Genomic DNA, 26,336 nt, shown 5'->3' with positions numbered 1-26,336 from the left:
CCACCATGGAGGGTGACCGAGACCCCAGGGGCTCATGGGAGGTCCGCATGACGGGCGAGACACCGGGTGATGTGCACGACCCGGACGCGCCGCCGCACGACCCCCCGTACGGTGTGAACGAGTCGGCCGTGCGGAGGCGCTCGGCGGCCGCCGTCGACGCCAAGGAGGCGCCGGTGCACGGCAGCGTCGTCGTCTCGATCGGCGCGCTGCTGCTCGGCATGCTGCTGGCCGCCCTCGACCAGACGATCGTGTCGACCGCGCTGCCCACCATCGTCAGCGACCTGGGCGGCCTTGAGCACCTGTCGTGGGTGGTCACCGCGTATCTGCTCGCGTCGACGGCGGCCACTCCGCTGTGGGGCAAACTCGGCGACCAGTATGGCCGGAAGAAGCTGTTCCAGGCCGCGATCGTGATCTTCCTCGTCGGATCCGCATTGTGCGGAATGGCGCAGAACATGGGCGAGTTGATCGGCTTCCGGGCCCTTCAGGGCCTCGGTGGCGGTGGGCTCATCGTGCTGTCCATGGCGATCGTCGGCGACATCGTCGCGCCGCGCGAACGGGGTAAGTACCAGGGGCTGTTCGGGGCTGTCTTCGGCGCGACGAGCGTGCTCGGACCGCTGCTCGGCGGGCTGTTCACCGAGCACCTCAGCTGGCGCTGGGTCTTCTACGTCAACCTGCCGGTCGGCGTGGTCGCGCTCATCGTGATCGCGGCGGTCCTGCACATCCCGAAGAAGTCCGCCGAGCACGTCATCGACTACCTCGGCACGTTCCTCATCGCCGCGGTCGCCACCTGTCTCGTTCTCGTGGCCTCGCTCGGCGGCACCACCTGGAGGTGGAGCTCGCCGCAGATCATCGGTCTCGCGGTACTCGGTGTCCTGCTCGCCGTGGCCTTCGTGGCGGTGGAGCAGCGGGCGGCCGAACCCGTCCTGCCCCTCAGGCTCTTCCGCATCCGCACCTTCACCCTCTCCGCCGTCATCAGCTTCATCGTCGGTTTCGCGATGTTCGGCGCGATGACCTATCTGCCGACCTTCCTCCAGGTCGTGCGGGGCGTGAGCCCCACCCTGTCCGGCGTGTACATGCTGCCCATGGTGTTCGGGCTGCTGCTGTCCTCGACCGTCTCCGGGCAGATCGTCAGCCGTACCGGACGCTGGAAGGTCTTCCCCATCGCGGGCACCGGTGTCACGGCGCTCGGTCTGCTCCTGCTCCACCGGCTCGACGAACACAGCAGTACCGGGGAGATGAGCGTGTACTTCCTCGTCTTCGGCCTGGGTCTCGGACTGGTCATGCAGGTCCTGGTCCTGATCGTGCAGAACGCGGTCTCGTACGAGGATCTGGGCGTCGCCACCTCCGGCGCCACCTTCTTCCGCTCGATCGGCGCCTCGTTCGGCGTGGCCATCTTCGGCACCGTCTTCGCGAGCCGCCTCGGCGACAACCTGGTGGCCGTGCTGAGCGGCAGGCAACTGCCCGCCGGCATCACGCCGAACAGCCTCAAGGCCGACCCCAAGGGCATCGCCGAGCTGCCGGCCGCGCTCCGCCAGCCCGTCCTGCACGCGTACGCCTCGTCGATCACCGACGTCTTCCTGTACGCCGCCCCGGTCGCCCTGCTCGGCTTCGTCCTGGCCTGGTTCCTGCGCGAGGACAAGCTGCGGGGCTCGGTCACGGCACCCGACATCACCGAGACACTCGCCACCAATCCGGTGGAGCGGTCGTCGTACGACGAGGTGTGCCGCGCGCTGTCCGTGCTCGGCACCCGGGAGGGGCAGCGGGAGATCTACGAGAAGATCACCGTGCGGGCCGGGTACGACCTGCTGCCCGCCGCGAGCTGGCTGCTGCTGCGGATCAAGAAGTACGGCTGGGCGGAGCCCGCGCTGCTGGCCGAGCGCAGCACCGTACCGCTGCCCGTCGTACTGTCCGCGGCCCGGCAGTTGGAGGAGCGCCGCCTCGCCGCCCGCGAAGGGCTCGACCTCGTCCTCACGGACGAAGGCCGAGAGGTCGCCGGGAAGCTGGCCAAGGCCCGCGAGGAGTCCCTGGCGGAGCTGCTCGGCGACTGGTGGGGCCCGGACCGCCCGACCGACCTGACCAAGCTGGTCAAGGAGCTGAACGGCGAGCTGTGCGGCTCCGACGGGGAGCGGCCGCACGACGGGACGGTGCCGCGTACGCATCCGCGCGGGTCACCGGCATGACTCCTCCGCCGGCCTTCAGGGCGCCGGCCGCTTCATGAACCACTCCAGGGCGTCAGTTTCTTCGTGAACCAGTGGTCGGCGTAGGTCTCGTCGTTGTGCGGCTCGGTCTCCTCGTAGCCGTGCCGCGCGTACAGGGCGCGCGCCTCCACCAGGTCGCCCCGGGTGTCGAGGATCAGCCGCTCGGCGCCGAGGCCGCGCGCCGCCTCCTCGGCCGCCGCGAGCAGCAGCGGCGCGGCGCCTGTGCCGCGCAGCTGCTCGCGCACGAACACGCGCTTCAGCTCGCCCGTCGTGGCGTCGAGCATCCGCACCCCGGCCATGCCGCCGGGGTCGCCGCCGTACCGCGCGACCAGCAGCAACCCGTCGGGTGCCTGGAACTCGGCGCCCGGGTCCGCCGCGATCTCCCGCTCCAGTTCCTCGGGGTCGGTCGGGTGTCCCTCGTGCAGCAGGTACCAGCGGTCGCTGACCTCCGTGTAGTACGCGCGCCACAGTGCGGCGGCGACGGGCGAGTCGAAGGGCTCGGGAGCGATGGTCCAGGTCATGGCCGCCATTGTCCGGAGGCACCGCCCCCATGCCGCAAGTGGATTTCGGCGGGGCGCAGGTGAGGGGGCGTCCGTGACGGGTCCATGGCGGGTGTGTGAGGGATGCGTGGCGGGGTCCGTGGTGGATTCGTTTGAGTGCGGGGTTCCGGGCAACCCGGTCCTCGAACCGGCCCGTCGGGTCGAGAACCCCGGAAGGCACCCATGTCCACAGGCCTCATCATCGCTTTGATCGTGATCGTGGCGGTCGCCGTCGTCGCGGCCGCGCTGATCCTTTTGGCCCGCAGGCCGCAGGGCGGGAGCACACTGCGGCGGCGCTTCGGGCCCGAGTACGACCGGGCCGTCGCCCAGCACGACGGCGACGCCAAGGCCGCCGAGCGTGACCTCGCCGAGCGGGTGAAGCGGCATGGCTCGCTGCGTGAACGGCCGCTGGAGCCCGCGGCCCGCGACGAGTACGCCGCCCGCTGGGGGGCCGTTCAGGAACGCTTCGTCGACTCGCCCCAGGAGGCCGTGGCCGAGGCGGACCGGCTGGTCGCCGAGCTGGCCGGCGCACGCGGCTTCCCCGACGGCGAGCGGTACGAGGAGCAGCTCGACGCGCTCTCCGTCCACCACGGACACCATCTGCACGGCTACCGGCGCGTCCACCAGGCCACGTACGCCCCCACCTCGGGCGCGGACGGCAGCACGGAGGAGCTCCGCGCGTCCATGGTGGAGGCCCGCGCCCTCTTCGAGGAGCTGCTGGCCCCGGTTCGCGAGGACGGCCGCCAGGACACCGCCGACACCACCCCTGCCGCGGAATCCGTCCCGGACGAGCGTTCCCACCGAGCCCATGTTCCGTCGGTACTGACCAGGCGTCATGCGAAGGGCAGTTGAGGAAGTGAAGAAGATGACTTCGGACAACGGCAATGAGAACACTCCGCGTCGCGAGGCGATGACGGGTCGCGGGGACGTCGACCCGCTCGTCCACCGGCACGCCCAGGACGCTGCGTCGGCCGAGCCCGGCACACCCGCCGACCCGGCCGCCTACGACCCCGGCGAGGCGCCCCGGCGTCCCGCCGACAGGGCGACGTTCAGTGAGGGTGAGGCCGAGGCTCCGTCCCGCGGGGCCGCCGGCGACATGGGGTCCCGCGACACCGCGAACCCGTCCCGCACGACAGCCGGCGGCGCGCCGGGTATGCGCGGCGAGGAGCGCGCGACCCGCGACACCCGCACGGGAATGGAAGAGCCCACCCGTACGGGAATCGACGAGCCCACCGGCATGGGAGCGGGCGACCCCTCCCGCCCCGCGCAGGGTGACCGCATGCGCGCCATGCAGCCGGATTCCGCCCGCGCCGGGCAGGGCGGTGACCCCACCCGCGCCGGGCAGCCGGAATCCACCCGCGCCGGGCAGCCGGAATCCACCCGCGCCGGACAGGGCGACCGCACCCGCGCCGGGCAGGGCGACCGCACCCGCACCGGACAGGGTGAACCCACCCGGGCCGGGCAGCGCGACGCCGGTCCGCAGGGTGACGGCGACGGGGCGTTGCTGTCGCACGACGAGTGCGACAAGTACTCGTTGCGGCTGCAGCACGCGGTCGGTGGGTTCGTGGACGGCCCCCGGGCGTCCGTCGAGGAGGCGGACCACGTCCTGGAGGAGCTGACCACCGAGTTCACGGACGCCATGACCCGCCGCCGCCGCAACCTGCGCACGACCTGGCAGGCGGCCGGTGAGAGCGAGACGGCCGACACCGAGAAGCTGCGGCTCGCCCTGCGCGACTACCGCGAGGTCACCGAGCGGCTCCTGCATCTGTAGGAGGCCGAACAGGCGGCAGAACCGTCGAGTACCACAGTGAGGCCGCGCCCCGGACCATGTGCCGGGGCGCGGCCTCACCCGTCGACGGGGTCATCCGGCCCGGCGCTCGCGCCACTCCCGGACGATCTCGTCCACGTCGTACGGCTTGAGGCCGAGGGGAGGTCCCGGCGGCGGCTTGAACATGACCTCGCGGATCTTGGCGTTGATGTCCTCGACGATCCGGCGCACGACGCGCTCCGACGGCGCCACCGAGGCCGCCGCGAGCGCGTCCTCGGCCTCCTTGCGCAGGGCCAGCGTCGGCGGCAGGACCGACAGCCCCTCGCGGGCCATCTTCCGCTTGATCCACCACAGTTCGTCGTACGGTGTGTCGGTCACGGCGGGCATGGGCTTGCCCGCGCCGGGCAGGTCCGCGAACTCGCCGCGGGCCTCCGCCTCACGGATCTGTCGGTCGACCCAGGTCTCGAAGCTGACCCCGGGTGGCTTCCGTTCGGTCATGCGTCCATTGTGCCGTACGACACACGATCGGACGATCGGGCGAATTATCATGCGGCGGCGGCGCGTCAACCACAGTCGGTACCAGGAGGGTTGAAGCGCCGCGACGCGACCGGACGAACGCTGTAACTCGAAGGAGCGCACGTGCTCGAACTCACCATGGCCTCGGTCACCGGGGCGGACGCTGGTGCGACGGCCGGAATGCTGATGGCCGACGCGCCGAGCGACCCCGGAGCCGTGCTGCGGGTGGGCCGGGACCGGGCCGTGTGCCGGCTCGCGACCCCCGACGACTGGCTGTTCGTCTCCCGGGTCCACTTGGAGTTCCTGTGCGGCCCGGACGGTATCTGGCAGGTCACCTGGCTGCACGGGTCACGCCCGGAGCCCTCCGCCGAGGTACGGCTGACGCTGGCCGGACTGCCGACCCAGGCCGTCGCGTACGGCGGGACGGCGAAGCTCCCCGCGGGCGGCTCGGGGGAGATCGTCATCCTCGACCGCACAGGACCGCACAGTGTGAACGTGGGCTTCTATCACGAGGCCTGAGCGCCCCCGGAGAGAAACCTGGGCGTCCCGGAGGGGGAATCGCGCGTCAGGCCAGCACGCGCGCCAGCGCGAACCCGTCGTGCCCCTTGGTGCCCACCGTCTGGATCGCCGTCCCGCTCAACTTCGGGTGGGCGGCGATCAGTTCGAGGGCGGCCCGGGTGCCCCGCACGCTCGGTTCCGCGCTGCCCACCTCGGTGACCCGCCCGCCGCGCACGACGTTGTCGACGACGATCAGGCTGCCGGGGCGGGTGAGCTTGAGGGCCCACTCGACGTAGTGCGGGTTGTTCACCTTGTCGGCGTCGATGAACACGAAGTCGAACGGCTCGGGGTTCTCCTCGGCCAGCTTCGGCAGCGACTCCAGCGCGGGGCCGACCCGCACCTCGGCGATCTTGTCGAGGCCCGCGCGGGCGAGGTTGCGGCGGGCGACCTCGGCGTGCGTGGTGTTGTACTCGAGGGTGATCAGCCGGCCGTCGGCCGGGAGTGCGCGGCCCAGCCAGATGGTGCTGTAGCCGCCGAGGGTGCCGATCTCCAGGATGCGGCGGGCGCCCTGGATCTGGGCGAGCAGCTGGAGCAGCTTGCCCTGGTTCGGCGCGACGGCGATGTGCGGCAGCCCCGCGGCGTCGCTGTCGCGCAGGGCCGCGGTCAGAGTCTCGTCGGCGGGGGCGAGGAGGGTGGCGAAGTAGTCGTCGACTTCGTTCCAGAGCTGCGACTCGCTCATGAACCATGCCTTTCGTATGCCTAGTTAGATGTGCTAACTAGTCCCGCGGGCCAACCTACACGGCAGGCGCGGAGCCCGGCAGCGGGCGCCCCGCCGACTCGGTCATGAACCACACGGCCACACCACCGACGACGGCCGCGGCCATCATGTAATACGCGGGCATCATCATGTTTCCGGTCGCCCCGATGAGCGCCGTGGTCACCAGCGGGGTCGTACCGCCGAAGAGCGAGACGGAGACGTTGAAGCCGATGGACAGCGAGCCGTAGCGGACCTTCGTCGGGAAGAGCGCCGGGAGCGCGGCGGGCATCGCGGAGGTGAAGCAGACCAGCAGCAGGCCCAGTGCGCCCATGCCGAGCGCGACCGCGAGCAGACTGCCCTGGCGGATCAGCAGGAGTGCCGGGACGGACAGGGCGAGGAAGCCGACGCAGCCCGCGGCGATCACCGGGCGGCGGCCGATCCGGTCGGTCAGCGCGCCCGCGAAGGGCTGGACGATCATCATCAGCGCCATCACGCCGAGGACGACCAGCAGGCCGTGCGTCTCGTCGTACTTCAGCTCGCTCGTCAGATAGCTCGGCATGTACGACAGCAGCATGTAGTCGGTGACGTTGAAGACCAGCACCAGGCCGACGCAGAGCAGCAGCGCGCGCCACTGGCCCGCGACCATCTCGCGCAGCCGCACCTTGGGGCGGTCCGCCTCCTTTTTCGAGGCCTTCGCCAGCTCCGCCGCGAACGCGGGGGTCTCCTCCAGGCGCATCCGCAGATACAGGCCGATGATCCCCATCGGGCCCGCGATCAGGAACGGCACGCGCCAGCCCCAGGACAGCAGGTCCTCGGTGGACAGGAAGGCGGTCATGAGGGTGACAAGCCCCGCGCCGCCGATGTATCCGGCGAGGGTGCCGAATTCCAGCCAGCTGCCGAAGAAGCCGCGTTTCTTGTCGGGCGCGTACTCGGCGATGAAGGTGGAGGCGCCCGCGTACTCGCCGCCGGTGGAGAAGCCCTGGACGAGCCGGGCCGCGAGCAGCAGCAGGGGAGCGCCGACGCCGATCGTGGCGTACGAGGGGATCAGGCCGATCGCGAAGGTGCCCGCCGCCATCATGATCATGGTGAGGGCGAGGACCTTCTGGCGGCCGACGCGGTCGCCGAGCGGGCCGAAGACCATGCCGCCGAGCGGGCGGACGAGGAAGGCCGCGGCGAAGGCGCCGAAGGTGGACAGCAGCTGCGCGGTGGGGTTGCCGGAAGGGAAGAAGACCTTGCCCAGCGTCACCGCGATGTAGCTGTAGACACCGAAGTCGAACCACTCCATCGCGTTGCCGAGGGCCGCCGCCTTGACGGCCCGCTTGACCAGGGCCGGATCGGTGACGTACGCCTCGGTCGGCGCGGGGGTCCGGGGCCGGGGCACGGCGGGGGTGACTGCTGTGGCGGACGGCAAGGCATGCCTTTCGTAGGGGACGGGGACGTGGCTCACCCGGAAGTGGGCCGAAAAGCGACCATAGGGGCACTCGTCCGCATCACGTGCCGTAGGCAACTCGATGCATAGTGCAAATAAATGCGCCGTACGCAGGGGCGTCGGCCTGGTCGCGCGCCGTTTTTCCAGGGCCCCTCTGTGAGGTAAGTCGCGAACGAAGGGGGGAACCGGCACCGTGCGCGCACTGTCGTCATCCGGACAAAAGGCGGGAGGCCGTCAGGTGAAGAGGGGGTTGCCTGCGTCTCTCAACCGGGGCGTGCGAGCCTCGTAAGGTCCGGATCGAGTCCGGACGCACGGGGCGCGCGGGACGAACGGGACAAACGGGGTGGGAGGGTCGGCGGGGCGTGGCGAACGTTGAGCACGGCGGGACAGCGGGCAATGCCTTCGGGGCGGGGGCGGCGGAATCGGCGAGAGCCAGACTGCGCGCGATCCGGATCGGGCTGTGGGCGATCGCCGCGGTCCTCGCGATACGGCAGGTCGCCGTCGTGCTCAGCACCCCGAAAGGGGACCGGCTGACGGACCTGGAGACCTGGGTCGGACCCAACGGCGTCCTGCATGTGAAGGGCTCGCTGTACGACTCGACGCAGTTCACCGGCACCCCCTTCGGAGGGTTCGTCCTCAAACCCCTCACCCGCGCCGCCGAACAGGCGCTCGGCTGGGGCTGGACCTTCGGCAGTCTCTCGCTGGTCGTCGTGCTCGGCCTGGTCGTCGCACGCGCTCTGCCCCAGCCGGTGAGCCGGCGCAGCGCCCTGCTCGCCGCGCCCGTCGCGATCAGCCTGCTGATGCTGTCGCTGCCGGTGCGCAACGCCCTGTACCTCGGCCAGACCAGCATCATCCCGGTGCTGCTCGTCCTGCTGGGCTGTTTCGCCGTCCGGGGTGAGCGCGTCAGCGGTCTGCTGATCGGTGTCGCCGCCGCCCTGCAGCCCACCATGCTGGTCTTCGCCCCGCTGCTCTGGTTCACCGGGCGTCGCCGTGCCGTCGAGTCCACCGCGATCACCTTCGCCGGTCTCACCGCGCTCGCCTGGGCCGTGATGCCGCACGACTCCCATACCTACTGGGTGCACCACCTGGGGGGTGTCGGCCTCGGCGGGGCCGCCGACGACCTCTCCAACCAGTCGCTGCACGGCGCGCTGCTGCGGCTCGGCCTCAACGGCCCCCTGGAGATCACCCTGTTCCTGTCGCTGGGCGCCGCGGTCGCCGCCCTCGGGCTGCGCCGCGCCATCCGCTACGCGCGGGACGGGCAGCTGCTGCTGGCCGTGGCGGTCACCGGCTGTGTCGCCGTCGCCGTCTCGCCCACGTCCTGGCAGCACCAACTGCTGTGGGTGCTGCTCGCGCTGGTCGGCCGGGTCGGCAGGAAGACCTCGGACCGCTATATGTGGCCCGTCGCCGTCGTCCTCGTCATGACGCTGCCCGCGAAGATGATGCTGCCGAACATGGCGGCGCTCTTCCCGCTGCGCGACAACGTGGTGCTGCTCGCCGCGCTCGCCGCCGCCACCATCGTGCCGTTCCTCTCCCGCACCTCGGAGTACTACCGGGCGCCGATCCCCACCGACTACGCCCGGCCCGTCCCCACGCGCTGGCGTCGGGTGCCGCTGCTCCCCTTCCTGGGCCGCGTGTTCACCCGCCCGAACCTGCTGCTCGAACTGCTCCTGATCCGCGTCGGCTACTCCGCCTACCAGCAGGTGAGGCTCGCCGCGACGGGCGGCACCAACGCGGGCGGGCGGACCACCGCCGAACACCACGGCGAGCAGGTCCTCTCCATCGAGCGGTTCCTGCACATCGACATCGAACACTGGGTCAACCACACCGTGTTCAGGGTCGAGTGGCTGCGGGACTTCTTCGACTTCTACTACGAGTCGTTCCACTTCGTCGTCCCGTTCACCGTCCTCGGCGTGCTCTACGCCCGCCGCCCCGGCGACTACCGCTGGGCGCGCTCGGCGCTCGGCTTCGCCACCCTGATAGCGCTCGTCGGCTTCTGGCTCTTCCCGCTCGCCCCGCCGCGCCTGATGCCGGGCCTCGGCATCATCGACACCGTGCACGGCGTGCAGGACTTCTCCAAGCCGGACTACGGCACGCTGACCGCGCTGACCAACCAGTACGCGGCGATGCCCTCGCTGCACTTCGGCTGGTCCCTGTGGTGCGGAGTCGTCATCGCGGTCCTGGCGCCCAAGTGGTGGATGAAGGCGCTCGGCCTGCTGCATCCGCTGTTCACGGTCTCCGCGATCGTGGCGACCGGCAACCACTGGGTGCTGGACGCGGTGGGCGGCGCGGCCGTCGTCGGCGCGGGTTTCGGCCTGACCTACCTCCTTCAGGGGCCGCGGCCGAGGCCGCTGACGCAGTCCGTGGAGGTCAGCACGAAGGATCCGGTCCCGGTGACGGGCCGTACCCCGAGCTGATCCGGTACTCACCCGGCTCGGTCACCGTCAGCCGCGTGAACTCGCCGTCCCGTGTCAGGCAGCCGCCCGGCGCGCGCAGCCACGGCGAGTACGCGACCCGCACGGTCACCGGGCCGGGCACCGGCACCCGTACGTCCACCTCGGCGCTCGTCGTCCGCAGCACGGAGCCGGGCGCCGACACCAGTGGCACGGCGTCGCGCACCCGCAGCACCTGCCAGTTGGCGTCGCTCCACACCGGTTCCAGCCATGCGGGCCGGCTCTTCACCAGCCGTGCCTCCGCCTCGGCGAACCCGTCCGGTTTCCCCGCAGGCAGCACGACGAATCCCACCGCCCAGCGGTCCAGCCAGGCCCGATAGGTCGCCTCCGAGAACGTGCCGTCGTAGAAGAGCCGCCCCCGCTCCATGTCCAGCTGACGGTTCCAGCCGCGCGCCAGGTTCACATGCGGGGCGAGCGCGGAGGCCTCGCGGTGGTTGCGGGCCGGGACCACCTCGACACGGGCGCGGCCGGCGCCGAGCCCCTCCAGCGTCCGTACGACGCCGTGCGTGTCGGCGGCCCAGGCGGGCACGACCGTGGACACCTCCAGGTCGTCGATGGTCTTCTGCCCGACCCAGGCGGCGGAGAGCACGAGCGCCACCACCAGCGCGATCCGCCGCACCAGGTGCGGCCCCCCGGGCGTGGTGAGCAGCGCCGCCAGCAACGCGGCGGGCGCGAACAGCTCCGCGAACCGCTCCACGTTCGTCCCCACCGGGGAGGCGATCAGATACGTCAGCACGGTCCCGACCGCGTACACGACCCCGCACCACCGGGCCACCCGCCAGCCGCGCGGGGCCAGTGTGGCGACGGTCAGCCCCAGCAGCACGGGCGGCCAGATCCGGCCCGAGGGCATCAACTGCTGTCCGGCGAAGGGGAACAGCAGCGTGGTCGCCCCGACGACGACCACCGGCGGCACCAGCAGCACCCCGGCCCGCACCCGGTCCCGTACGGCGAGATGTCCGGCGCCCACCACCACCAGGAACAGTCCGGCCACCGGGCTCGCCATGGTCGCCAGTGCCGCGTACGCCGCCGCCGGCAGCGTCCGCCGTTCGCCCGTCAGCAGGACACAGGCGGCGAGACCGAGGGCGACGCCGAGCGCGAAGGTGGTGCGTCCCGAGGCGACGTCGCACCACAGCGCGAGTGAGGCCAGCAGCGCCGGGCCCACCGGCCGCCGTATCCCCGTGCGGGCGATCAGCACGGCGGCCAGCCAGGTGGCGGCGAGCCCGGAGACCACCGTCACCGTGCGCACGCCCAGCGCGGCCATCAGATACGGCGAGATCAGGCTGTAGTTGGCGGTGTGCATCCCGCCGTACCAGGAGAGGTTGTACGCCGATCCGCCGTGCCGCGCGGCGAACTCCGCCCACGCCATCTGGGCGGCGAGATCACCGCCGCCGGTCGCGAGGAAGGCCCACCACACCGCGTACAGCGGCAGCACGGGGAGGGTGACGAGGAGGGGGAGACGGTGGCGGAGCCAGAGCGCCTGGTGCGGGCGCATCCGGCGTGCGGCCGGGTGGCCGGGCCGGACGGGGGTCAGCTCGGCAGAGACCACGGTGCACCGGTTCCGTTCCAAGGCGTCGATTGTTTTCGGGGGGTGGGGGGATGGCTGAGCCACCGGTGAAGACGCGAAACGGAACGGAGACGTTCATCGGAGGTTCGTCTCGGGGGAGGCAGGGCCTAGGGGGATGCCCCTGCCTCCCGCGGGACGGGCCGACGGGCACCGGGAGTCCGTCGGCCCGAGCGCGGGATACGGTCAACCGGCGTTGACCTGGAGCTCCTTGACGCCGTTGATCCAGGCGGAGCGCAGCCGGCGCGGGTCGCCGACCAGGGTGAGGTTCGGCATCGCGTCGGCGATCGCGTTGAAGATGAGGTCTATCTCGAGGACGGCCAGGGACTTGCCGAGGCAGTAGTGGGGGCCTCCGCCGCCGAAGCCGAGGTGGGGATTGGGGTCGCGGGTGATGTCGAAGGCGTCCGGGTTCTCGAAGACCTCGGAGTCGTGGTTGGCGGAGGCGTAGAAGATGCCGACGCGGTCGCCCTTCTTGATCCGCTTGCCGCCGAGTTCGGTGTCCTGGGTGGCGGTGCGCTGGAAGGAGACGACCGGGGTCGCCCACCGCACGATCTCCTCGGCCGTGGTCGCCGGACGGGTGCTCTTGTACAGCTCCCACTGCTCGGGGTGGGTGAGGAAGGCGTGCATGCCGTGGGTGATGGCGTTACGGGTGGTCTCGTTGCCGGCGACCGACAGCATCAGCACGAAGAAGCCGAACTCGTCCGAGCCGAGGTTGCCCTCGTCCTCGGCCGCCACCAGCGTGCTGACGATGTCCTTCGCCGGGCACTGCTTGCGGTCGGCGGCCATGTTCATGGCGTACGAGATGAGCTCGGCGGCCGACTCGGCGCCGACCTCCTCGGTGATGGCGTACTCCGGGTCGTCGTACGCGATCATCTTGTTGGACCACTCGAAGATCTTGATGCGGTCGTCCTGGGGGACGCCGATCAGCTCGGCTATCGCCTGGAGAGGCAGTTCGCAGGCGACCTCGGTGACGAAGTCGAAGGGTCCCGAGTGGGCGCGGGCGCCCTCGACGATCGCGAGGGCACGGGAGCGGAGCCGCTCCTCCAGCGCCCGGATGGCCCTTGGCGTGAAACCGCGTTGCACGATCTGGCGGACGCGGGTGTGCTCGGGAGGGTCCATGTTGAGCAGGATCAGCCGCTGGGCGTCGATCGCGTCGCGCTGCATGTGCTCGTGGAAGCGGATGATCGCGGTGTTGAGGCAGGAGGAGAACAGCTCGGGGTGCGTGGAGACGTACTTGACGTCCGCGTGCCGGGTGACCGCCCAGTAGCCCTCGTCCTGGAAGCCGGCCAGACCGGCCCGCTGGGGGATCCAGCGGACGGGTTCGGCCCGGCGCAGTTCGGCGAACTCCGGCAGGGGCACGCGGTGGTGCAGCAGATCGGGGTCGGTGAAGTCGAACCCGTCGGGCAGCGCGGGACAGGGCATCGGCGACCACCCACCATTCTGACGGTCCATCAGGAGTCCGGAATTGCCGTGAAGGTAATAACGGGTTCTACAAGTCGCAAGAGGTACGGCGCCCCGAATTCCGTGGGGAGTTCGTGCAGATCACGACTTCGAGCGCTGCACGACCCTTGCGGCACCGGGGCTCCGATCCGCAGACTGCACACAGAACTGGTACGCGTTCTAGTTCTGCGCGGTGGGTGGGCCGGGACGCCCCGCGCTGCGCGGGTCAGCAGGGCCTGGCCGCCGGACAGGCCTGAGGAGAGGACGAGCCCCCATGGCCGCGGAACCCGTGATCGTCGAAGCCGTACGCACCCCCATCGGCAAGCGAGGTGGCGCGCTCGCCAACCTCCACCCCGCCTATCTCCTGGGCGAGACCTACCGTGAACTCCTCGGCCGCACCGGCATCCACGCCGACTGCGTGGAGCAGATCGTCGGCGGCACGGTGACGCACGCCGGCGAGCAGTCCATGAACCCCGCGCGCACGGCCTGGCTCGCCATGGGCCTGCCGTACGAGACGGCGGCGACGACGGTCGACTGCCAGTGCGGCTCCTCGCAGCAGGCCTCGCACATGGTGGCCAACATGGTCGCGGCGGGCGTCATCGACGTCGGTATCTCGTGCGGCGTCGAGGCGATGTCGAGGGTGCCGCTGGGCTCCGGCTCCAAGCACGGCCCCGGAAAGCCGTTCCCGGACGAGTGGAACGTGGATCTGCCGAATCAGTTCGAGGCCGCCGAGCGCATCGCGCGGAATCGTGGGCTGACGCGCGAGAACGTCGACGCGCTCGGGCTCGTCTCCCAGGAGCGCGCCGCGAACGCCTGGGCGGAGGAACGCTTCAAGCGCGAGACGTTCGCCGTCCAGGTGCCGACCACCGAGGACGAGCAGCGGGTCGGACAGGGCATGTGGCGTCTCGTCGACCGCGACGAGGGACTCCGCGACACGACCATGGAGGCACTGGCCGGCCTCAAGCCGGTGATGCCCACCGCCGTCCACACGGCGGGCAACTCGTCACAGATCTCGGACGGTGCGGCGGCGATCCTCTGGGCCTCCAAGCGGATGGCCCGCGCGCTGAAGCTGCGCCCGAGGGCGCGGATCGTGGCCCAGGCGCTGGTGGGTTCGGACCCGCACTTCCATCTGGACGGGCCGATCGACGCGACGCGCGCGGTGCTGGGCAAGGCGGGGATGACTTTGAAGGACATCGACCTCGTGGAGATCAACGAGGCGTTCGCTTCCGTGGTGTTGAGCTGGGCGCAGGTCTTCGAACAGGACCTGGAGAAGGTCAACGTGAACGGCGGTGCGATCGCGCTCGGGCACCCCGTCGGGGCGACGGGTGCCCGGCTGATCACTACCGCCCTGCACGAACTGGAGCGACGGGACAAGGAGTTCGCGCTGATCACGATGTGCGCGGGCGGTGGACTGGCCACCGGGACGATCATCCAGCGGTTGTAGTCCACGAGACGAAGGTGGCGAAGGCGGCGGGGGCGATCGTGAGGATCGGTCCCGCCGGGTTCTTTGAGTCGCGTACGGAAATGGTGGCGTCCGGGGTTTCGGCGATCTCTATGCAGTCGCCGCCCTGGTCGCCGCTGTAGCTGGACTTACGCCACCGGGCCCCGGTCGGGATCGAGTTGCTCTCCATAGCGTTCCTCCATCACGTGCCGGATCAGCGCCGCCGAGTCCTTGAGGGAGAGTGCGGCGGCTCGGAGATGATCGTAACGGAGCGAACAGTCCGTGACGGTGTCCGGGTTGGCGGTCGGATGCCCGCTTCCGTAGCCCTCGGTGTAGACGATGGCTGGGTCGTTCGTGAAGCGGTAGCGGTTGAATGAGCCTTGAAGTCCTGCGTGCGCACCCGCTGAGTACGGCAACACCTGAATGTTGATCCGGGGGTTGTTCTCGAATGACAACAGGTGGGCCAGTTGCTCTCGCATGGTCTCCGCGCCGCCGATCTCCTGGCGGAGAGCGGCCTCGCTGATGACCGCCCAGAACACGGGCGACACTTCCTTCTCGAAGATGCGCTGACGGGCCAGCCGCACGGCGGTCCTATCGCCGAGGTCCGTGTCGTCCAGTGCGCCGAGCACAGCACGTACGTACGCCCCGGTCTGGAGAAGACCATGGACCATGTGGGTCTGGAACGTGCAGATCTCGACTGCCCGCGCCTCCAACTCCGCCACCTGTTGGAACCAGGCCGGAAGTTGACTACGCATCACCAGTCCGACCAGCCGGGACAGGGTGGATTCAACTGGTCGTCGCAACACCTTGATCTCGGAGGTGTGCGACGTGGCTACGGCGGACTGGAGTTTGAAGACCAGCGATGTCCCGGAGGGGCGGCGTCGGCAGTGGCGCGCTGACCGTGCGTTGCGGCCGGCGATGCGTTCGCCGGGGCGGCCTCATCCGTCTCGGGTCGTGCAGCGCCAGTTCTGGCGACTGATCGCCACGGGGGTCACGACGGTGGAGGCGTCGTTGGCGGTCGGCGTGTCGTGGCCGGTGGGTGCGAGGTGGTTTCGTCACGCTGGCGGCATGCCTCCGATCTCGTTGGCCGAGCCCTCGGGCCGGTACCTCACGTTCGAAGAGCGCGAGGAGATCGCGATCCTCATGGCGATGAGCAAGGGCGTGCGCGAGATCGCCCGCGCCCTGGGGCGAGACCCCGGGACAATCTCTCGCGAACTGCGCCGCAACGCCGCCACGCGCGGCGGCAAGCAGGAATACCGCGCGACGGTCGCCCAGTGGAAGGCTCAGCAGGCGGCCAAGCGCCCGAAGACCGCGAAACTTCTGGGTAACGACCGGTTGCGTGAGTACGTAGAGGACCGGCTCGCCGGCAGCATCCGTCGCCCCGACAACATGACCGTCACCGGGCCCAAAACGCCCGCATGGAAAGGGCTGAACAAGCCGCACCGTCAGGACAGACGTTGGGCGACGGCATGGAGTCCGGAGCAGATTTCGCACCGACTCCGTGTCGACTTCCCCGATGATGAGTCCATGCGCATCAGCCACGAAGCGATCTACCAGGCGCTGTTCATCGAAGGCCGTGGCGCGCTCAAGCGGGAACTGGTGACGTGCCTGCGCACCGGCCGGGCGCTGCGGGCTCCCCGTGCACGGTCGCAGAACAAGCCGCAGGGGCATGTCACCACGGACGTCGTCCTCAGCGAACGCCCCGCCGAGGCCACGGACCGCGCGGTCCCCGGACACTGGGAAGGCGATTTGATCATCGGGACGGGCCGCTCCGCGATCGGCACGCTTGTCGAGCGCAGCAGCCGCTCCACGCTCCTGGTGCACCTGCCCCGTCTGGAGGGCTGGGGCGAGGAGAATCCGCCCGTGAAGAACGGCCCCTCGCTCGGGGGCTATGGCGCGATCGCGATGAACGCGGCGCTCACCACGTCGATGACGCAATTGCCTGAGCAGCTACGTAAGACCCTCACCTGGGACCGTGGGAAGGAACTCTCCGGTCATGCTCAGTTCGCTCTCGATACCGGGACGAAGGTGTTCTTCGCCGATCCGCACTCGCCCTGGCAACGACCGACGAACGAGAACACGAACGGGCTGCTACGCCAGTACTTCCCGAAGGGCACCGATCTCTCCCGCTGGTCGTTCACGGACCTCGAAGCCGTCGCCATGGCGATCAACAACCGGCCCCGCAAAGTCCTGGGTTGGCGGACGCCGGCCGAGGTCTTCGAAGAACAGCTACGCTCGCTGCAACAGCCCGGTGTTGCAACGACTGGTTGAACTCGCCCAGTAACCCACCCGTCCCCAGCGCCGCGTCCACCCGCTCGCTGAACTCCGGCGTCGGCAGTTTCCTCGCCGTCTCGATCTGGCCGACCAGTGAGCCGGTGTAGTTGACGATGTCGCCGAGCTGCCGCTGTGTCAGGCCCGCGGATTCACGATGGCGCCGTAACTCGAAACCGTAGTAGTCGAGCGGGGACGCGCCCGGGTCGAGGATGTTGATATGGGTCACGTACGGCCCCTCTCGCGCGCAACTCGGTCCACTCCGGGACCCGTTGTATTCGTTCCGTAGCCGAGCGTAGTCGCGCGAGGTCAGTCTCGTAGCGTGAACGAACACATTCCCCCCACCCTCCTGGGCCCCCGCCCCGCCCAGTACGCGATGCGGATCACCGTCGGCGCACACTCGGCCCGGCATATCCGACGGATCGTCAGGTCGTTGCTGGGTGAGTGGGATCTGGCGGAGCTGGCCGACTCCGTGGAGCTGGCCGTGACCGAGCTGGTCGCCAACGTCGTACGCCATGTCCCCGACCGACGCTGCGCGTTGCTGGTGGTGCGGCAGACGGCAGGTGTGAGGGTGGAGGTCGCGGACGGCTCACCGCAACCACCCCGCGTGCCCACCGAGTCGTCGCCGGAGGCGGAGGGTGGGCGCGGGCTCGTCCTGCTCGACGCGGTGGTCGACAAGTGGGGTGTGGGGCCGGGACCCGGGGGCGGCAAGACGGTCTGGTTCGAGTGCCGACCGGCTCGGGCGCAGGACCAAACCCATGGGGCTGCGAATCACTCATGGTGATGATGATCGCGCGAGGGAACCCGAACATCCGTTTTTGTCCCCTGATGATGAGCCTCACATCCAAGTCGCACGGCCCCGGGGGCGTATGTCCCCGGGGTCTTCGTGCGGCCCGAAGGAAGGGGACCAACCGCAGTGAGCAATGAGAAGGCAGCCCGCGAGCAGCAGTTCGTCGGTTCGATCGGCCTGGTCGCCCCGCTGGACCAGCCGAAGCCGCCGGCGGCCCCGGCACCGGACGAGACGTGGCACTTCGGCCGTCACCTGAACCCTCATGAGGAGGGCCAGAAAGACTACGTGCCGGTCTACGACGGCACCGCCTGGGTGTACTACGGCAAGGGCCACAGCGGTGTGCGGCGGCCGGTGCTGATGTCCGACGGCTTCAACATGGGGCCCAGCAGCCTGGACGAGCTCTACGACGGCTTCGAGCGGGGCGAGTACCCGCTGATGAGCCAGTTGCACGAGCGCGGGCGGGACGCGGTCATCTTCGGCTACGGGGAGCGCTCCGCGTCGATCCTCGACAACGCCGGGTACGTGATCGAGGCGATCACGAGGCTGATCGACGAGCGCACGGGCAACGAACCGCTGGTGGTCGGCGGGTTCAGCATGGGCGGTCTGGTCACGCGCTATGCCCTGGCGCGCATGGAGACCCAGAAGATGGACCACCAGACCGGGATGTACTTCTCCTACGACAGCCCCCACCGCGGCGCGTGGGTGCCGATCGGTCTGCAGGCGTTCGCGCATTACATCAAGCGCGGCAACCCGGCCAACAGCGCGCTGTCGGACCAGATCAACAGTCCGGCCTCGCGCGAGCTGATGTGGCGGCACATCGAGACGGTGGACGGCACTCCCGGGCAGGACAAGGCCCGCTCCGACTTCCTCGCCGCCCTGGACCGCGTCGGCGGCTGGCCGACGCGACCGCGGAAGATCGGCGTCGCCAACGGCACCGGGAACGGCCGGGGCACGGGGATCGCGCCCGGCGCGGAGGCGTTCCGCGCCACCGGGATTCTGTTCCCCGGCACCACCATCTACACCCAGTCCGAGGGTGACGACGCCCTGGTCGCCGAACTGAAGGCGAACTTCGGCAAGGACGAGACGATCACCACCGACGGGTTCCCGGAGATCGACGGCGCTCCCGGCGGGACGCTGGCCTCCTTCGGTATCGCCGCCAACGTCATCAACAAGCTGATCCCCGGCAGCGCGGTGGCCCCGGTCCCCGAGATCTGTTTCGTGCCCTCGGTCAGCGCGGTGGCCGTCCGCGACGTGGACACCACCGCCCTGCTGAACACCGACATCGACGCCCTCGACCCCAGCGAGAGCGAACTCGACGCGTTCCTGTGCGCCTCCCAGAACGAGGAGCACACCAAGATCACCGAAGAGCTGTGCACCTGGCTCCTCGGCGAACTCGACCGGCGATAGTCCCGCCGGTATCCGTGACGGTCTCGGCCGCGGCAGCACGCTGGTGCTGCCGCGGCCGAGACGTCCTCATTCCCGCCCCGAAGTCGCGACCGCCAGTACGCCCGCCAGCACTGCCGCGAGCAGCAGGGGGAGGCCCAGGCCGTGGTGGATCACCAGCCATGCGCCGAGCGTCGCGCCCGCCAGCATGGCGACGACGGCCGCCGTGCGGCGGGGGGAGTGGCGGCCCGAGCCGTCGCCGGCCGCGGAGTCGGAGGCGAGGCCGGTCAGGGTCATCGTCAAAACGGTGGTCGTGAGGTCCGGCACCCCGAGTTTGCGGACCGTCGCGTTGCGCAGGCCCATGGCGAAGGCCGTGAGGGCGATCAGGGCGTAGGTGGTCGAGGTGGCGCCCGGCGCGGCGAAGGCGACCACCGCGGACGCGCCCACGAACACCGCCTCCGCGATGAGTGTGACCCGCGCCCAGGTCCGGCGTGAGCCGCCGCCGCCGTACCGCCCCGCGATCCGGCCCCCGGCCGCGGCGCCCACCAGGAAGCAGGCCAGCGAGGTCGAAGTGTGCGGGATCGAGAAGCCGGGGGCGCCGGCCGCGGCGAAGCCGAGTACCACCACGTTGCCGGTCATGTTCGCCGTGAAGACGTGCCCGAGTCCGAGATAGCTCACCGCGTCGATCAGCCCGCTGACCACGGTCAGCGACAGCAGCACCACCACTAGGCGCACCCCGGTCGCCTCGGGGTCGTGGGGCTGCGACTCGGTGTTCTCGGCGCCCTCTGCGTTCTGTTCGCTCATGGGGGCTCCGGTGGGAGGTGGCAGGCACGGTGTGCTCAAGTCCACCACGGACGCGGGGGGACCGCCGGACACCGGGCCGCCTCGCGGGTCCGTCCGGTGCGCCGCGCCCCTGGGGCAGCCGTGCCCGTGAGGTCCTTCGCGGTGCCCCCTGTGTCCTTCCGCCCGGGTGTGCCCCGGAGTCACCATGGCTCCTTATACCTCTGGGGACAACGGAAGCGGGCGCTCGGGCGTACGGCGGGAGCCCGGTGGATGAAGAGGTGGGTGGAGGGGCGTATGGACAGGCGGCAGTACGGCGAGGGCGGACGCTCACGGGCGGGATCACCCGTACGCACCGCGCCCCTGCCACGCCCAGCCTCCCCGGGCCCCCACCAGGCCCGGACCGGCTCGGACGCCACGCCCAGGACGCCCGCAGAGATGGCGGCGATCCAGCGCACGGCCGGCAACCGGGCGGCGTCCGTGTCCGTACAGAGGGCGGGTGAGGCGAGCACGAGCGCGCCTCCCGCCGCCGAGGAGTCCGGCCGGGAGGACCGGGGCGCGGCCGTGATCACGCGGCTGAGCCGGTCGATCGAGGGCCATGTCGTCGTGGCGAAGATGAAGGTGAACCCCCTGGCGCCGGGCACGTGGTGGCCGGAGCACTGGATGCCGGAGGGGCCCGCGCGCCTGAAGCGCACCCTGGAGCGGCGGGTGATCAGCGGCGAGCTGTTCGGAGCCCAGGACCTGGAGGACATCAGGACGCTCTCCCAGCTGAACCCCCAGTGGCTCGCGAAGGTGGGTATCGGCACCTTCAAGGAGTCCGAGGAGTACATCAAGGGCGACCACAAGGACTGGCTGCGGAACCTTCCGGGCAAACGCATCCTCGCCGCGACCCTGGCCTTCCAGCGGAACGCGCCGGGCACGCGCCCGGCGGGCGCGCCCACCCCGATCGCCCCGGACTACACCCTCGGCCGTTTCATGACCACCAAGGCTCCCGGGGTCCCGGACGAGGAGAAGCAGCCCCTGCGGGCCGAGCGGGACGAGCAGATACGGCAGACCGCCGTCGACACCCTGCACCCGGCCGGACTCCCGCCCGAACGCCGCCACCCCGACGCGGACAAGGCCGAGACGGTGAAGCACGCGGCGAAGGACGCGAAGGCCCGTGACGTCTTCACCTCCGTCCTGCTCCTGCTCCAGCACGGACTGAAGACCTACGACCCGGGGGCGGGAGTGGCCGCGCATGTCGACTACCGCGAGGGCGACGTCGTACGGGCGCTCGCCCACGGCGGCCGGGTCAACATCCGCATCCCCGCCCTGCGCGCGGGCGAGTCGCCCCAGTCGTTGACGGACTTCCTGGGCGTCACGGACAAGGGGCGACGCGCGGGTTTCGTCGACAAGCGTGATTTCGCCACGCACCGCACCGCCATCGAGAAGAACAAGGAGGGGGGCGAGCCGGGCAAGTTCCAGGAGAAGGGCGGCATCGGCGCGTCCGTCACGAACTTTCTGACGCCGTCCGTGCCCCATGTCGGGCCCGAGCGTCCGCAGCTCATGGGCATGGACATCTCCGGCGGCGGGTTCGGCTCGCAGGACTGGAACGGCGACGTGGTCCTGCCGAACGGCTCGTACGGCCACATGCTGCTGATTCTCACCCCGCCCACCGCCGCCAAGGACGGCTCCCTGCTGGTCGGCATCGAGACGATCAAACCCCATGCCGAGAGCCCGGTCGGCTATGTGCACAACGCCCGGTCCACCGAGGCCACGGCCAACCCCGAGTCGGTCCTGCACGGTCACAAGGGGGACAAGGTCGGCACCGGCGGGCTGAAGCACAACGAGCGCCTGGTGGAGCTGCGGGAGCTGGGGAAGGCCCAGGGAAGCGGGGACTGGCGCGCGTTCCTGGACCAGATCAAGCGGGAGTGGCTCGACGAGCTGGAGAAGAACAAGGACGACGTCGCCGAGCAGCGGAAGATGTACGAGCGGCTCGTCGGCCGGCGGCAGCACTTCTATGAGCAGGCCGAGCAGGCCGAATAGATCCATTGGATCGCTCTGGTCGCTCGGGTCGCTCGGGTCGATGGGCATGGCGAAGGCGGCGGCCCCGGGGATCGGGGGGCCGCCGCCTTCGCGTATGCGGGTGCCGCGGGGCGCCGGTGGTCACCGGTGGGCCGCTCAGTACCAGTTGTGGGCCTGCCAGAAGTTCCAGGCGGCGGCCGGGCTGCCGTAGCGCGAGTTCATGTAGTCCAGCCCCCACTTGATCTGGGTGGCCGGGTTCGACTTCCAGTCGGAACCGGCGGCAGACATCTTCGAGCCGGGCAGGGCCTGGACCAGGCCGTAGGCGCCGGAAGCGGAGTTCGTGGCGCTGGGGTTCCAGCCGCTCTCGTGCTCGACGATCTTGCTGAAGGCGGTGAACTGCGCGGCGTCCGGGATCATCTTGTGCGCGATCGCCTGGGCGGAGGAGGCCTGGCCGGTGGCGGCCTGAGCGGGGGCCGCGGCGAGGACCATGCCGGTGGCGGCGGCGGCCACGGCGGCGGTGGTGAGGACCTTCTTCGGGGAAGCGGCGATGTTGCGGATGAAGGAGACGGACACGCGGAGAACCTTTCTTAGGAAACAGGGCGGTCGCGGTGCGCCCTGTTCCACACGACGTGTGGTGGAGGCGTACATCGGCGCCGCGGCCCGGGTGGGCTCGTGGCGCCTGGCGACTGCTCCAGAGAAACAGGCTCAGGGGGGCGTCCGCAATGACCCCTTTTACTAGTGGTGGTCGCATCTAGGGGAAACGTCCCTCGTGTGACCTGGGTCTCAAACCCCAGGTCAGAGGGGTTGACGACGCGCGCATGACATGCCTTTGGTGCTACGAAGCCGCTTCGTATGTGACGTGGGTCCTATGGGGTGCTTCACGCCGCGACTGACAGAAGGTGTGCGGGTGGCCACGGTACGCGTCCGAGTGGTGTGACCTGGGCCGCACATCACCGGGGTTCGAAGGTGACCGGGGTCTCAAAGGCGGCCCGCCGTGTCGCCCTGCGCAGCGCCTTGAGGAGGGTCGCGCCGAGCGCGAGGGTCAGCACGACGGTGACGACGGCACGGCCCAGGTCCCAGCCGAGGGAGGTGGCCAGGCAGTAGGCGAGGAATCGGGCCAGGTTGGCGGGCACGTCGGCCTGCGGGTCGAAGGCGACGTTCGAGGCCAGCGCGCCCATGAAGGGCCAGCCGGCCAGATTCATGACCGTGCCGTACGCGAACGCGGCGCAGAACCCGTACACCGCGAGCAGGGCGAGTTCCCCGCGCCCGCGCAGCCGGTCCGGGCCCGGCAACAGCCCGGCGCCCATCGTGAACCAGCCCATCGCGAGCATCTGGAACGGCAGCCACGGACCCACCCCGCCCGTGAGCAGCGCCGAGGAGAACATGGTCACGGACCCGAGCACGAACCCGAACCCCGGTCCGAGCACCCGGCCGCTCAGCACCATCAGGAAGAACATCGGCTCGATCCCGGCCGTCCCGGCGCCGATCGGCCGCAGCGCGGCGCCGGTCGCGGCCAGCACCCCGAGCATGGCCACCGCCTTCGGGCCGAGCCCGGACTCGGAGATCGTCGCCGTGACGACGGCGACGAGCAGCACCAGCAGCCCCGCGAACAGCCAGGGCGCGTCCTGGGCGTGCGCGACGACCTGCGAGGTGGGGTCGGCGAAGAGCGGCCAGCCGAACCCGGCGATCCCGACGACGCTCACGAGGCAGAGGGCGGCGAGGGAGCGGGGGCCGAGACGGACGGCTCTGGTCCGGACCTCCGGTGTCGTCATGAGAGGGCCTCCCTGACCTGGGTGACCGTGAGCCACGGCTGCGGCGCGAGCACCTTCGTGACCTGGGGGGCGAAGGACGGGGAGGCGACGACCACCTCGGCCGTGGGGCCGTCGGCGACGATCTCGCCGTCCGCGAGGACGACGACCCGGTGCGCGAGCTCGGCGGCGAGCTCCACGTCGTGGGTGGCCAGGACGATCGCGTGACCCTCGGCGGTCAGGCCGCGCAGGACCGTGACCAGACGGGCCTTCGCCGCGTAGTCCAGGCCGCGGGTCGGTTCGTCGAGGAGCAGGAGAGGGGGGCGGGCCGTCAGGACGACGGCCAGCGCGAGCGCCAGCCGCTGCCCCTCCGACAGGTCACGGGGGTGGCTGTCGTCCCCGATGTCCGGCAGCAGCTCGGACACCAGGGCCCGGCAGGTACCGGGCTCGGCCGCCGCGTCCTCGTCTGCCGCCGCGCACTCGGCGGCGACCGTGTCGGCGTACAGCAGGTCCCGCGGTTCCTGCGGTACGAGACCCACCCGGCGTACGAGGTCCCGTGGCGCCGTCCGGTGCGGGACCGCGCCCCCGACCAGGACCGAACCGGCCGCCGGTTCGACCAGCCCGACCAGCGCGCCGAGCAGGGTGGACTTCCCGGCCCCGTTGCGGCCCATCAGCGCGATGATCTCGCCGGGGGCGGTGGCGAGGTCGACGCGCCTGAGGGCCTCGACGCGGCCGTGGCGGACGGCGAGGGCTTCGATCGAGGCCGGGGCCGTCGCCCGCGGAACTGTCGGCTGCGCGGTCCTCGGCTGCGGGGTCCTCGGCCTGGGGACGAGTTCCACGAGCCGCTCCCGCAGGGACCCCGCCCTGCGCCGTGCGTCGCGCACCGTGAGGGGGAGCGGGGACCAGCCGGCCAGTCGGCCCAGGTCCACCACCGGCGGGTACACCGGGGACACGGCCATGATCTCGGAGGGGGCGCCGAGCGTCGGCGCGGCGCCCGGGGACGGAAGCAGGACGACCTGGTCGGCGTACTGGATGACGCGTTCGAGGCGGTGTTCGGCCATGAGGACGGTCGTGCCGAGGTCGTGGACGAGGCGTTGCAGGACGGCGAGGACCTCCTCGGCGGCGGCCGGGTCCAGGGCCGAGGTGGGCTCGTCGAGGACCAGGACCCGCGGGTGGGGGGTCAGGACCGAGCCGATGGCGACGCGCTGCTGCTGGCCGCCGGAGAGCGTGGCGATCGGGCGGTCACGGAGGTCCGCCAGGCCCAGCAGGTCCAGGGTCTCCTCGACACGGCGGCGCATCACGGCCGGCGCGAGGCCCAACGACTCCATGCCGTAGGCGAGTTCGTCCTCGACCGTGTCCGTCACGAAGTGGGACAGCGGGTCCTGGCCCACCGTGCCGACCACGTCCGCGAGCTCGCGCGGTTTGTGGGTGCGGGTGTCCCGTCCGGCGACCGTGACCCGGCCGCGCAGGGTGCCGCCCGTGAAGTGCGGCACGAGACCGGAGACCGCGCCGAGCACGGTCGACTTGCCGACTCCGGAGGGCCCCACGAGCAGGACGAGTTCCCCCTCCGGGACCTCGAAGTCCACGCCCTGGACGGTGGGTTCGACAGCTCCGTCGTACGTCACGGAGACATCCTCGAAGCGGATCATGAGGGTTCCTTGGGAGTGGAGGGTTCCCGCGAGTGGGGTGCCGGGGCCACGAAGGCGGGGAGCAGGCCGAGCAGGATCGCCGCCGCGGGCCACAGGGGCAGGGCGGGGGCGCTCAGCGGGAGGACACCGGGGCTCAGGGCCGCGGCGTCGTACGCGGCGGAGACGATCAGGCCGGCGGCGACCGCGACGCCGGAGCCCGCCACCAGCCAGGCCCGTACGCCCCACACGTCCGGGCGGTAGCGCGTACGGACCGAGCGGCGCCCGCCCAGCCACAGCCCGCCGAGCGCCGCGGCCACTCCGGCGAGCAGCACGGGCAGGCCGTAGGTGCCGCCCGCGGCGGTCAGCACTCCGTACGTGCCCGCGCAGACGCCGAGCAGACCGCCCAGCGTCAGGGCGGTGGTCGTACGGCGGACGGCGGGCGGTACCTCGGCGGTGCGGCCGTAGCCGCGGGCGTCCATCGCCGCCGCGAGGGTGACCGAACGCTCCAACGCGCCCTCCAGGACCGGGAGTCCGACGTGCAGCAGGCCACGCAGCCCACGGTCGGGGCGGCCCCGCAGACGGCGGGCGGCGCGCAGTCGCCGGCCGTCCGCGATCAGGTTCGGCGCGAACGTCAGCGCGACGACCACCGCGACGCCCGCCTCGTACAGGGCGCCCGGGAGTGACTTCAGCAGCCGCGCCGGGTTCGCGAGGGCGTTCGCCGCGCCGACGCAGATGAGGAGCGTGGCCAGTTTCAGGCCGTCGTACAGCGCGAAGAGCAGGCCCTCGGCGGTGACCCGGCCGCCGACACGGATGCCCTGGGCCCAGTGGGGGAGGGGGAGTTCGGGGAGGGTGACGAGGAGGTGGGTGCCGGGGACGGGAGAGCCGAGGAAGACGGCGAACGCCAGCCGGATGCCGAGGACGGCGATGCCGAGTCTGACGAACGCGGTGTAGGAGCGGGCCCAGGGTGCATCGGTCCGGCGGGCGGCCACCACATAGCCGGCCACGGCTATGAGGAGGGCGAGCAGGAGGGGGTTGGTGGTGCGGGAGGCGGCGGTTCCCAGGCCCAGGGCCCAGATCCACCAGGCTCCTGGGGGGAGGGCGTTGGAGCGGTGTGCCTTCGGCGCGCGTGTCATCG

22 protein-coding genes and 2 pseudogenes are annotated in these 26,336 nt (G+C 70.9%); 10 read left to right on the top strand and 14 right to left on the bottom strand.

The window, feature by feature from the left end; all coding sequences use genetic code 11:
• The first annotated feature begins 47 nt into the window (after nt 1-47).
• The gene (locus tag ACIQTP_RS20395) at nt 48-2,180 is read left to right on the top strand and encodes a DHA2 family efflux MFS transporter permease subunit (RefSeq protein WP_403401528.1); all 2,133 of its coding nucleotides are present in this window, start codon (nt 48-50) and stop codon (nt 2,178-2,180) included.
• Between the two features lie 32 nt (nt 2,181-2,212).
• On the opposite strand, the gene ACIQTP_RS20390 is transcribed toward ACIQTP_RS20395, so the two are convergent.
• A complete protein-coding gene (locus ACIQTP_RS20390) occupies nt 2,213-2,728 on the bottom strand; it encodes a GNAT family N-acetyltransferase (RefSeq protein ID WP_403401526.1) in 516 nt (171 codons plus the stop codon).
• A 192-nt stretch (nt 2,729-2,920) separates the two neighbouring features.
• On the opposite strand from ACIQTP_RS20390, the gene ACIQTP_RS20385 reads away from it, so the two are divergent.
• Nucleotides 2,921-3,589: a hypothetical protein gene (locus ACIQTP_RS20385; RefSeq protein WP_403401524.1), complete on the top strand. Its 669-nt coding sequence runs from the start codon at nt 2,921-2,923 to the stop codon at nt 3,587-3,589.
• Nucleotides 3,590-3,602: 13 nt separating this feature from the next.
• Nucleotides 3,603-4,508, top strand: a complete 906-nt coding sequence (locus tag ACIQTP_RS20380; protein WP_403401523.1) for a hypothetical protein — start codon at nt 3,603-3,605, stop codon at nt 4,506-4,508.
• 90 nt (nt 4,509-4,598) lie between these two features.
• Here ACIQTP_RS20380 and ACIQTP_RS20375 read toward each other — a convergent pair whose 3' ends face one another.
• Nucleotides 4,599-5,003, bottom strand: coding sequence for a DUF1992 domain-containing protein (locus ACIQTP_RS20375; protein ID WP_095854930.1), 405 nt, complete (start codon nt 5,001-5,003; stop codon nt 4,599-4,601).
• A 141-nt stretch (nt 5,004-5,144) separates the two neighbouring features.
• Here ACIQTP_RS20375 and ACIQTP_RS20370 point away from each other — a divergent pair, with 141 nt between their 5' ends.
• Entirely contained in the window at nt 5,145-5,540 is a 396-nt protein-coding gene (locus ACIQTP_RS20370) for a hypothetical protein (protein ID WP_402036778.1), read from the top strand.
• A gap of 46 nt (nt 5,541-5,586) precedes the next feature.
• Here the strand turns inward: ACIQTP_RS20370 and ACIQTP_RS20365 are convergent, their stop codons facing one another.
• Both ACIQTP_RS20365 and proP read right to left on the bottom strand, forming a co-directional pair.
• Nucleotides 5,587-6,258: an O-methyltransferase gene (locus ACIQTP_RS20365; RefSeq protein ID WP_403401521.1), complete on the bottom strand. Its 672-nt coding sequence runs from the start codon at nt 6,256-6,258 to the stop codon at nt 5,587-5,589.
• A gap of 55 nt (nt 6,259-6,313) precedes the next feature.
• Nucleotides 6,314-7,687, bottom strand: a complete 1,374-nt coding sequence (gene proP, locus ACIQTP_RS20360; RefSeq protein WP_403401519.1) for a glycine betaine/L-proline transporter ProP — start codon at nt 7,685-7,687, stop codon at nt 6,314-6,316.
• Nucleotides 7,688-8,067: 380 nt separating this feature from the next.
• Here proP and ACIQTP_RS20355 point away from each other — a divergent pair, with 380 nt between their 5' ends.
• Entirely contained in the window at nt 8,068-10,119 is a 2,052-nt protein-coding gene (locus ACIQTP_RS20355) for a bifunctional glycosyltransferase 87/phosphatase PAP2 family protein (protein WP_403401517.1), read from the top strand.
• Here the strand turns inward: ACIQTP_RS20355 and ACIQTP_RS20350 are convergent.
• Both ACIQTP_RS20350 and ACIQTP_RS20345 read right to left on the bottom strand, forming a co-directional pair.
• The gene (locus ACIQTP_RS20350) at nt 10,073-11,647 is read right to left on the bottom strand and encodes a hypothetical protein (RefSeq protein ID WP_403401595.1); all 1,575 of its coding nucleotides are present in this window, start codon (nt 11,645-11,647) and stop codon (nt 10,073-10,075) included. The two genes, ACIQTP_RS20355 and ACIQTP_RS20350, sit on opposite strands and share 47 nt — an antisense overlap.
• Before the next feature lie 255 nt (nt 11,648-11,902).
• On the bottom strand, nt 11,903-13,138 hold the full coding sequence (locus ACIQTP_RS20345; RefSeq protein ID WP_403401515.1) for a cytochrome P450: 1,236 nt from the start codon (nt 13,136-13,138) through the stop codon (nt 11,903-11,905).
• 292 nt (nt 13,139-13,430) lie between these two features.
• Here ACIQTP_RS20345 and ACIQTP_RS20340 point away from each other — a divergent pair, with 292 nt between their 5' ends.
• Nucleotides 13,431-14,600: a steroid 3-ketoacyl-CoA thiolase gene (locus ACIQTP_RS20340; RefSeq protein ID WP_403401513.1), complete on the top strand. Its 1,170-nt coding sequence runs from the start codon at nt 13,431-13,433 to the stop codon at nt 14,598-14,600.
• On the opposite strand, the gene ACIQTP_RS20335 is transcribed toward ACIQTP_RS20340, so the two are convergent.
• Together ACIQTP_RS20335 and ACIQTP_RS20330 are read right to left on the bottom strand one after the other, a co-directional pair.
• Entirely contained in the window at nt 14,584-14,787 is a 204-nt protein-coding gene (locus ACIQTP_RS20335) for a DUF397 domain-containing protein (protein WP_402036792.1), read from the bottom strand. The two genes, ACIQTP_RS20340 and ACIQTP_RS20335, sit on opposite strands and share 17 nt — an antisense overlap.
• Nucleotides 14,747-15,376 (bottom strand): annotated as a pseudogene (locus tag ACIQTP_RS20330) (DUF5753 domain-containing protein); the annotation flags it as partial. The pseudogene ACIQTP_RS20330 and the gene ACIQTP_RS20335, both read right to left, overlap by 41 nt.
• Before the next feature lie 289 nt (nt 15,377-15,665).
• Between ACIQTP_RS20330 and ACIQTP_RS20325 the strand changes: the two are divergent.
• The gene (locus ACIQTP_RS20325) at nt 15,666-16,868 is read left to right on the top strand and encodes an IS30 family transposase (protein ID WP_403401593.1); all 1,203 of its coding nucleotides are present in this window, start codon (nt 15,666-15,668) and stop codon (nt 16,866-16,868) included.
• A gap of 7 nt (nt 16,869-16,875) precedes the next feature.
• Here ACIQTP_RS20325 and ACIQTP_RS20320 read toward each other — a convergent pair.
• Nucleotides 16,876-17,097: pseudogene (locus ACIQTP_RS20320) on the bottom strand (helix-turn-helix domain-containing protein); the annotation flags it as partial.
• 93 nt (nt 17,098-17,190) lie between these two features.
• Between ACIQTP_RS20320 and ACIQTP_RS20315 the strand changes: the two are divergent.
• Both ACIQTP_RS20315 and ACIQTP_RS20310 read left to right on the top strand, forming a co-directional pair.
• On the top strand, nt 17,191-17,652 hold the full coding sequence (locus tag ACIQTP_RS20315) for an ATP-binding protein (protein WP_403401510.1): 462 nt from the start codon (nt 17,191-17,193) through the stop codon (nt 17,650-17,652).
• A gap of 132 nt (nt 17,653-17,784) precedes the next feature.
• Nucleotides 17,785-19,065, top strand: a complete 1,281-nt coding sequence (locus tag ACIQTP_RS20310; protein ID WP_403401508.1) for an esterase/lipase family protein — start codon at nt 17,785-17,787, stop codon at nt 19,063-19,065.
• Between the two features lie 66 nt (nt 19,066-19,131).
• Here ACIQTP_RS20310 and ACIQTP_RS20305 read toward each other — a convergent pair whose 3' ends face one another.
• Nucleotides 19,132-19,845, bottom strand: a complete 714-nt coding sequence (locus ACIQTP_RS20305) for a YoaK family protein (protein ID WP_403401507.1) — start codon at nt 19,843-19,845, stop codon at nt 19,132-19,134.
• A gap of 273 nt (nt 19,846-20,118) precedes the next feature.
• Between ACIQTP_RS20305 and ACIQTP_RS20300 the strand changes: the two genes are divergently transcribed.
• Nucleotides 20,119-21,846: a PE-PGRS family protein gene (locus tag ACIQTP_RS20300; protein WP_403401505.1), complete on the top strand. Its 1,728-nt coding sequence runs from the start codon at nt 20,119-20,121 to the stop codon at nt 21,844-21,846.
• Between the two features lie 135 nt (nt 21,847-21,981).
• Here ACIQTP_RS20300 and ACIQTP_RS20295 read toward each other — a convergent pair whose 3' ends face one another.
• From ACIQTP_RS20295 to ACIQTP_RS20280, 4 genes are all read right to left on the bottom strand, one after another.
• Entirely contained in the window at nt 21,982-22,398 is a 417-nt protein-coding gene (locus ACIQTP_RS20295; RefSeq protein WP_402036806.1) for a transglycosylase SLT domain-containing protein, read from the bottom strand.
• 377 nt (nt 22,399-22,775) lie between these two features.
• Nucleotides 22,776-23,597, bottom strand: a complete 822-nt coding sequence (locus ACIQTP_RS20290) for an ECF transporter S component (RefSeq protein WP_403401503.1) — start codon at nt 23,595-23,597, stop codon at nt 22,776-22,778.
• Nucleotides 23,594-25,222 (bottom strand): ABC transporter ATP-binding protein, encoded by a 1,629-nt coding sequence (locus ACIQTP_RS20285; RefSeq protein ID WP_403401501.1) that lies wholly within the window; start codon nt 25,220-25,222, stop codon nt 23,594-23,596. The genes ACIQTP_RS20290 and ACIQTP_RS20285 overlap by 4 nt, the downstream gene beginning before the upstream one ends.
• Nucleotides 25,219-26,334, bottom strand: a complete 1,116-nt coding sequence (locus tag ACIQTP_RS20280) for a CbiQ family ECF transporter T component (RefSeq protein WP_403401499.1) — start codon at nt 26,332-26,334, stop codon at nt 25,219-25,221. The genes ACIQTP_RS20285 and ACIQTP_RS20280 overlap by 4 nt, the downstream gene beginning before the upstream one ends.
• Nucleotides 26,335-26,336: the final 2 nt, after the last annotated feature.

The sequence above is a fragment of the Streptomyces sp. NPDC090798 genome, assembly GCF_044768965.1.
GTDB lineage: Bacteria > Actinomycetota > Actinomycetes > Streptomycetales > Streptomycetaceae > Streptomyces.
This window is presented reverse-complemented; position numbering and strand designations above follow the sequence as displayed.